7 protein-coding genes and 1 pseudogene are annotated in these 6,000 nt (G+C 74.8%); 7 read left to right on the plus strand and 1 reads right to left on the minus strand.

Annotated features, from left to right (window positions below; genetic code table 11):
* Positions 1-18 precede the first annotated feature (18 nt).
* The 4 genes from AB0D32_RS30065 (at position 19) to AB0D32_RS30080 (ending at position 4,571) form a co-directional block, all read left to right on the plus strand.
* Positions 19-1,293: a beta-ketoacyl-[acyl-carrier-protein] synthase family protein gene (locus AB0D32_RS30065; protein WP_357097441.1), complete on the plus strand. Its 1,275-nt coding sequence runs from the start codon at positions 19-21 to the stop codon at positions 1,291-1,293.
* Positions 1,290-2,537, plus strand: coding sequence for a beta-ketoacyl synthase N-terminal-like domain-containing protein (locus tag AB0D32_RS30070; protein WP_357097443.1), 1,248 nt, complete (start codon positions 1,290-1,292; stop codon positions 2,535-2,537). The genes AB0D32_RS30065 and AB0D32_RS30070 overlap by 4 nt, the downstream gene beginning before the upstream one ends.
* Positions 2,534-2,866, plus strand: a complete 333-nt coding sequence (locus AB0D32_RS30075) for an antibiotic biosynthesis monooxygenase family protein (protein WP_357097445.1) — start codon at positions 2,534-2,536, stop codon at positions 2,864-2,866. The genes AB0D32_RS30070 and AB0D32_RS30075 overlap by 4 nt, the downstream gene beginning before the upstream one ends.
* A gap of 319 nt (positions 2,867-3,185) precedes the next feature.
* Positions 3,186-4,571, plus strand: a complete 1,386-nt coding sequence (locus AB0D32_RS30080) for a class I adenylate-forming enzyme family protein (protein ID WP_357097447.1) — start codon at positions 3,186-3,188, stop codon at positions 4,569-4,571.
* Here AB0D32_RS30080 and AB0D32_RS30085 read toward each other — a convergent pair.
* A complete protein-coding gene (locus tag AB0D32_RS30085) occupies positions 4,502-5,224 on the minus strand; it encodes a 4'-phosphopantetheinyl transferase superfamily protein (RefSeq protein WP_357097449.1) in 723 nt (240 codons plus the stop codon). The two genes, AB0D32_RS30080 and AB0D32_RS30085, sit on opposite strands and share 70 nt — an antisense overlap.
* Before the next feature lie 15 nt (positions 5,225-5,239).
* On the opposite strand from AB0D32_RS30085, the gene AB0D32_RS30090 reads away from it, so the two are divergent.
* From AB0D32_RS30090 to AB0D32_RS30100, 3 genes and pseudogenes are all read left to right on the plus strand, one after another.
* Entirely contained in the window at positions 5,240-5,506 is a 267-nt protein-coding gene (locus AB0D32_RS30090; protein WP_357097451.1) for an acyl carrier protein, read from the plus strand.
* Positions 5,506-5,754, plus strand: a complete 249-nt coding sequence (locus AB0D32_RS30095) for an acyl carrier protein (RefSeq protein ID WP_357097453.1) — start codon at positions 5,506-5,508, stop codon at positions 5,752-5,754. Before AB0D32_RS30090 ends, AB0D32_RS30095 begins: the two co-directional genes overlap by 1 nt.
* A pseudogene (locus tag AB0D32_RS30100) lies at positions 5,747-6,000 on the plus strand (beta-ketoacyl-[acyl-carrier-protein] synthase family protein); the annotation flags it as partial. The gene AB0D32_RS30095 and the pseudogene AB0D32_RS30100, both read left to right, overlap by 8 nt.

Below are 6,000 nucleotides of genomic sequence, written 5' to 3' on the forward strand. Positions count from 1 at the left end.
GCGAACCGAGGTGGCGCCGTGACCGGGCGCCGCACGGTGGTGACCGGCGTCGGGGTGGTCGCCCCCGGCGGCGCCAGCCGGGACCGGTTCTGGAAGACGATCACCGAGGGGCGGACGGCGACCCGGCGGATCAGCCTCTTCGACCCGTCGCCGTTCCGGTCGCAGATCGCCGCGGAGTGCGACTTCGATCCGGTGGCCGCCGGCCTCACCGGGGCCGAACTGCGCCGCGCCGACCGGTACGTGCAGTTCGCCCTCGCCTGCGCCGCCGAGGCGGTCGCCGACGCGGGACTGGAGCTCACCGACGCCGACCGGGACCGGACCGGGGTGGTGCTCGGCACCGCCGTCGGCGGCACCACGGCCCTGGAACAGGAGTACGTCACGGTCAGCGACACCGGCAGCCGCTGGCTGGTCGACGCCGCGCGCGGTGGCCCGTACCTCTATCAGGCGCTCGTGCCCAGCAGCCTCGCCGCCGACGTGGCGTGCCGGCACGGGCTGCACGGCCCCGCGCAGGTGGTCTCCACCGGCTGCACCTCCGGCATCGACGCGATCGGGTACGCCCACCAGCTCATCGCCGACGGCGAGGCCGACATCGTGCTGGCCGGGGCCGCCGACTCGCCGATCTCCCCGGTCACCGTCGCCTCCTTCGACGCGATCAAGGCGACCAGCCCGGACAACAACGATCCGGCGCACGCCTCCCGCCCGTTCGACGCCGACCGGCACGGCTTCGTGCTCGCCGAGGGGGCGGCGGTGCTGGTGCTGGAGGAGGCCGGGCACGCCCGACGACGCGCCGCCCACGTCTACTGCGAGGTGGCCGGCTACGCCAGCCGCAGCAACGGCTACCACATGACGGGGCTGCGGCCCGACGGGCTGGAGATGGGGCTGGCCATCTCGGCCGCGCTGAAACAGGGCCGGATCGCCCCCGAACAGGTCTCCTACATCAGCGCCCACGGCTCGGGCACCCGGCAGAACGACCGGCACGAGACCGCGGCGTTCAAGCGGGCCCTCGGTCAGGCCGCGTACGGGGTGCCGATCAGCTCGATCAAGTCGATGGTCGGGCACTCGCTCGGCGCGATCGGCTCGATCGAGATGGCCGCGTGCGCGCTGGCGGTGGAGTTCGGCGTGGTGCCGCCGACGGCCAACTGGAGCACCCGGGACCCGGAGTGCGACCTGGACTACGTTCCGAACGAGGCGCGGGAGCTGCCGGTCGACGTGGCGCTCTCGGTGGGCAGCGGGTTCGGCGGTTTCCAGTCGGCCCTGGTGTTCCGCCGGCTGTCCGGGCGGGTGTCGCCGTGACCGCGCGGGCCGTGGTGACCGGCATCGGCGTCGTCGCGCCCAGCGGGATCGGCGTGGACGCGCACTGGCGTACCGTGCTCGCCGGCACCCGCCGCACCGGGCCGATCACCCTGTTCGACCCCGCCGGCTACCCCACCCGGTACGGCGGGGAGGTGACCGGCTTCGACGCCGCCGCGTACGCCGACAACCGCCGGTTGGTGCAGACCGACCGGTGGACGCATCTCGGCTTCGCCGCCACCCGGCTGGCGCTGGCCGACGCCGGCCTGCCCGAACGGGCCCCCGACCCGTACGGGTACGCCGTGGCCCTGGCCAGTTCCTCCGGCGGGAACCTGTTCGGGCAGCGGGAGCTGCAACGGCTCTGGGGCGGGCCGTCGCGCACGGTCGGCGCGTACCAGTCGATCGCCTGGTTCTACGCGGCCAGCGTCGGGCAGCTCTCCATCCACCACCAGTTCAAGGGGCCGTGCGGGGTGCTGGTCGCCGAGACCGCCGGTGGACTGGACAGCCTGGCGCACGCCGCGCGGGCGGTGCGGCGGGGCACGCCGGTGGTGATCGCCGGGGCGACGGAGTGCCCGTTGAGCCCGTACGCCCTGGCCTGCCAGCTGCGCTCCGGCCTGCTCAGCGACTCCGCCGACCCGGAGCGGGCCTACCGGCCGTTCGACGCCGCCGCCAGCGGCTACCTGCCCGCCGAGGGCGGCGCGGTCTTCGTGGTGGAGGAGTTGGGGCACGCGCTGTCGCGGGGTGCCCGCGTGTACGGCGAGGTGGCCGGCTGGGGCGCCACCCACGACGCCGTCCACACCGGAGCCGACACCGCCGGCGACCCCGTCCAGTACGCCCGCGCGATGCGGCTGGCCCTGGACCGGGCCGGCGTCGGGGCGGAGACGGTCGACGTGGTGCTGCCCGACGCGCTCGGCGTGCCCCGCTACGACCGCAGCGAGGCCGTGGCGCTGCGTGCCGTCTTCGGCGACCGGCCGCCCCCGGTGACCACCCAGAAGCCGCTGACCGGCCGCGCGCACCAGGGCGGCTCGGCGTTGGACGTGGCCACGGCGCTGCTCGCCTTCGGGCACGACACGCTGCCCGCCTCCGCCGGGCCGGACGACGTGGCCGAGGGCTGCGAGCTGGGCTTCCTGCGGGAGCACCGGCGACCGCGCAGCCGGCTGGCGCTGGTCTGCGCCCGCGGCTTCGACGGTTTCAACAGCGCGCTGGTCCTGCGCGGGGCCGCGCCGTCGAGGGGAGTGACGACATGAGCGACACGGGCGGGCAACGGGCGCGGGTGGTGTTCCTCGTGCGCGTGCCGTACGAGCGCACGGAGGCGTTCCTGGCCGCGTACGAGTCGGTCCGGCACCTGGTGGCCGGGGGTGTGCCGGGGCACCTCGTCGACCAGGTCTGCCGCTCGTCGGCCGACCCGGAGCAGTGGCTGATCACCAGCGAGTGGGCGAGCCTGACCGACTTCGAGACGTGGGAACGCAGCCCGGAGCACCGGGACCTGGTGCGGCCGATGCGGGAGTGCTTCACCGACGCCCGGTCGCTTCGTTTCCTCATCCACGCCCAGACCTCGGCAGCGTCCCCGGCCTGACACCGGTCGCCACCCGCCCCGCCGTCGCCCCGACCACTGCTCGCCTCCCCGCACTCTCCGCCGAAGAGCACCATCGGCCGTCCGGCGGACGTCTCGCGCCGTACGCACGATGGGTCATCCGGCAGTTACCGTCAGCCCACGTACGTGCCCGATCCTGCCCGCCGAACCGGCTGCGGGCAATCCGGCCGGCCGCCCTTTCTGATCTAGCCATTCGCATCTAGCTATGCGTACGGATGGCGTCGTAAGGTTCCCCGCAGCACCCCGACAGGCACACCTTATGGGCGATTGCGCCCTGTTTGAGGCTGGGCGGTGAACGGTAGTGACGACGGGAAATCCTGCGGCAACAGACCCGGGTTGGGTTGACGAAATCCTGCTCGGAGGCCGTCCGGCCGATATTTGTCTCCGACTGCCCGAACCGATCGACCGGGGCGCCCTACGCCGGCTCGTGGCCGCTGCGCAGACCCGCCTCGACGCTGCCGGACTGCGGCCCGGGGGCGCCGCCGCACTGCGGATGCCGCCCTCGCTGGCGTACGTGGTGAACCTGCTGGCCGTCTGGCGCACCGGGGCGCAGGCAATCCTGCTCGACCACCGGCTCACCGACCACGAGGTCGACCGGGCGCTCGCGCGGCTCACCCCGCAGGTGGTCGTGGCCCCGGTCCGCACCGGTGGCGGCGGCCTGCGGATCTTCGTCGACGTCACCGAGGGCGTCACCGCGTACGCCGACCGCCCGGCGGTCAGCGGGCACGCGGTGATCCAGCTCAGCTCCGGCTCCACCGGACCGTCCAAGGTGATCGGTCGTACGGTGGACGACCTGGTCGCCGAGCTGCACCGCTACACCCGCATCGACGGGGTGGCGCTGCCCGGCGAGCGGATCATCCTGCTGCCCTCGACGGTGCACGTGCTCGGCCTGGTCGGCGGCCTGCTCCACGGCCTGCACACCGGGGTCGAGCTGGTGCCGCCGGAGCGGCTCGCCGGCGACGCCGTGCTGGCCGCGATCGCCGCCGGCGACTCACCGGCCACCGTCCTCGGCGTGCCGTTCCACATCGGACTGCTCGCCTCCACCCGCCCCGCCGGGCCGCTGCCGCAGTTCAAGCGGATGACCACCGGCGGCGAACTGGTGCCGGACGCCGTCGCCCGCGCCTTCACCGACCGGTACGGCGTGCCGCTCGGCAACATGTACGGGATGACCGAGGTCGGCGTCATCGGCACCGACCTGTACGGCAGGCACCGCCCGTCGATCGCCCCGGCGCCCGGCATCGAGGTCCGCGAGGTCGACGGAGAGCTGTGGGTGAACTGCCCCGCGTCGCCGTACGTCGGGCTGAGCGACCCCACCCGCTGGGCCGACGGCTGGCTGCACACCCGCGACGCCGGCACCGTCGACGCGGACACCGGCCTGGTCACCGTCCGCGGGCGGCTCGACTCGCAGGTCTCCGTCGGCGGCCTGAAGGTCGACCTGACCGAGGTGGAGGCGACCGTCGCCGAGCTGCCCGGCGTCGCCGCCGCCGTGGTCGTCTTCGACGGCGGCATCACCGCCTACGTGCAGCCGGACGGGCCGCTGTCGGAGGAGGTGCTCGACAAGCTGCTCGCCGAGCGGCTGGCCGGCTACAAGCGCCCCCGCACCCTGCGCCTGGTGGATCAGTTGCCCCGCACCACCACCGGCAAGCTGGTCCGCTCGGTCGACGCGTTGCGGACGGCGTCGACGTGACCGCTGCCCCGCACCGGCCCGACGGCTCCGTCCACCTCGACCACGACCAGGCCGACCGGCGGCGGGTCGGCGACGACCGCGACCGCCAGGACCAGGCCCCCGGCCACGCACGGATGCCCCACACGCAGCCGCGCGACACCGGGCACCGGCCGCAGCAACCCGCCGGGGTCGTCGGGAACGGGCATCCGCCGGCACAGGCCGCCGTCGCGCAACCCCACCCCCAGGGCCTTGCCCACGGCCTCCTTCGCCGTCCACAACCGCAGGAAGTCCACCGCCTGCCCGTCGGCCGGGCGCCCGGCCAGCCAGGCCGCCTCGGCCGGGGCGTACCACCGGCGGGCCAGCGCCAGCGCCGGCAGCGGGCGGCACCGCTCCACGTCGACCCCCACCGGGCCACCCGCACGGGCGGCGACCACCACCACCGGGCCGCACCGGCTGACGCTGACCGGAAGCTCGACCCGACCGCCCGCGCCGGACACCGCGACCAGCGGACGCCCGTCGCGGCCGTGCTCCACCACGATCTCCGCCTCCGCGCGGCCGAGCAGCGTGGCACCCGCCCGCCGCAGCAGCCGCCCGGCCGGGGCCGGCCGACCGCCGACTCCCCGACCGATCCACACGTACGCGGTGTCCCGACCGGGCACCCGTAACTGGCTCACGGAAAGAGGTTAACCATGCGACCCGAGATCCGCGCCTTCGTCGTCGAGCAGCTCGAGGACATGAACTACGACGTCGAGGGCCTCGACGACGACACCACGCTCGGCCCGTCCGGGGTGGACCTGGAGTCGTTGGCCCTCGCCGACCTCGCCGTACGGGTGGAGGACCGCTACGGCGTGAAGTTCGCCGACGACGAGTCCGAGAAGCTGGCCCTGATGACGGTCGGCGAGTTCACCACGATGGTCGCCGACCGGGTCGCCGGGGCGACGAGCGACAACTCCTGATGGCCGGTCAGCCCGACCTGGGACGGGCCGACCTGGTGACCATGCTCGCCGACCTGGCCGGGAAACCGGCGGCCGAGGTCGGCGACCGGATCGGCTCCATGGAACTGGCCTGGCTGGTGCACCTCGTCGAACAGCGCCATGACCGGCGGCTCGACCTGACCGACGACCAGCTCGCCGGGATCCGTACCGTCGACGACGCCCTGGTGGTCTTCCGGGGCGCCCTGAGCACCGCCGTCGCCGATGGCTGAGCGGGCCGCCGTCCAGCTCACCGGCGTCCACGCGACCAGCGCGCTCGGCCGGGGACCCGACGCGCAGCTCGCCGGCGTGCTCGCCGGCGCCCCGGCGTTCCGACCGGTGGACCGCTTCGACACGACGCCCCGCCGGGTCGACGCCGCCGCCACGCTGCCCGACACCGGCGATCTCGCCGACGAGATCGCCGAGGCCGCCGACGCGGCCTGCCGGGACGCCGGGCTCGACGCCGGCCGCCGGGCCGG

It is taken from the genome of Micromonospora sp. NPDC048170 (genome assembly GCF_040652795.1).
Classification (GTDB): Bacteria; Actinomycetota; Actinomycetes; order Mycobacteriales; family Micromonosporaceae; genus Micromonospora.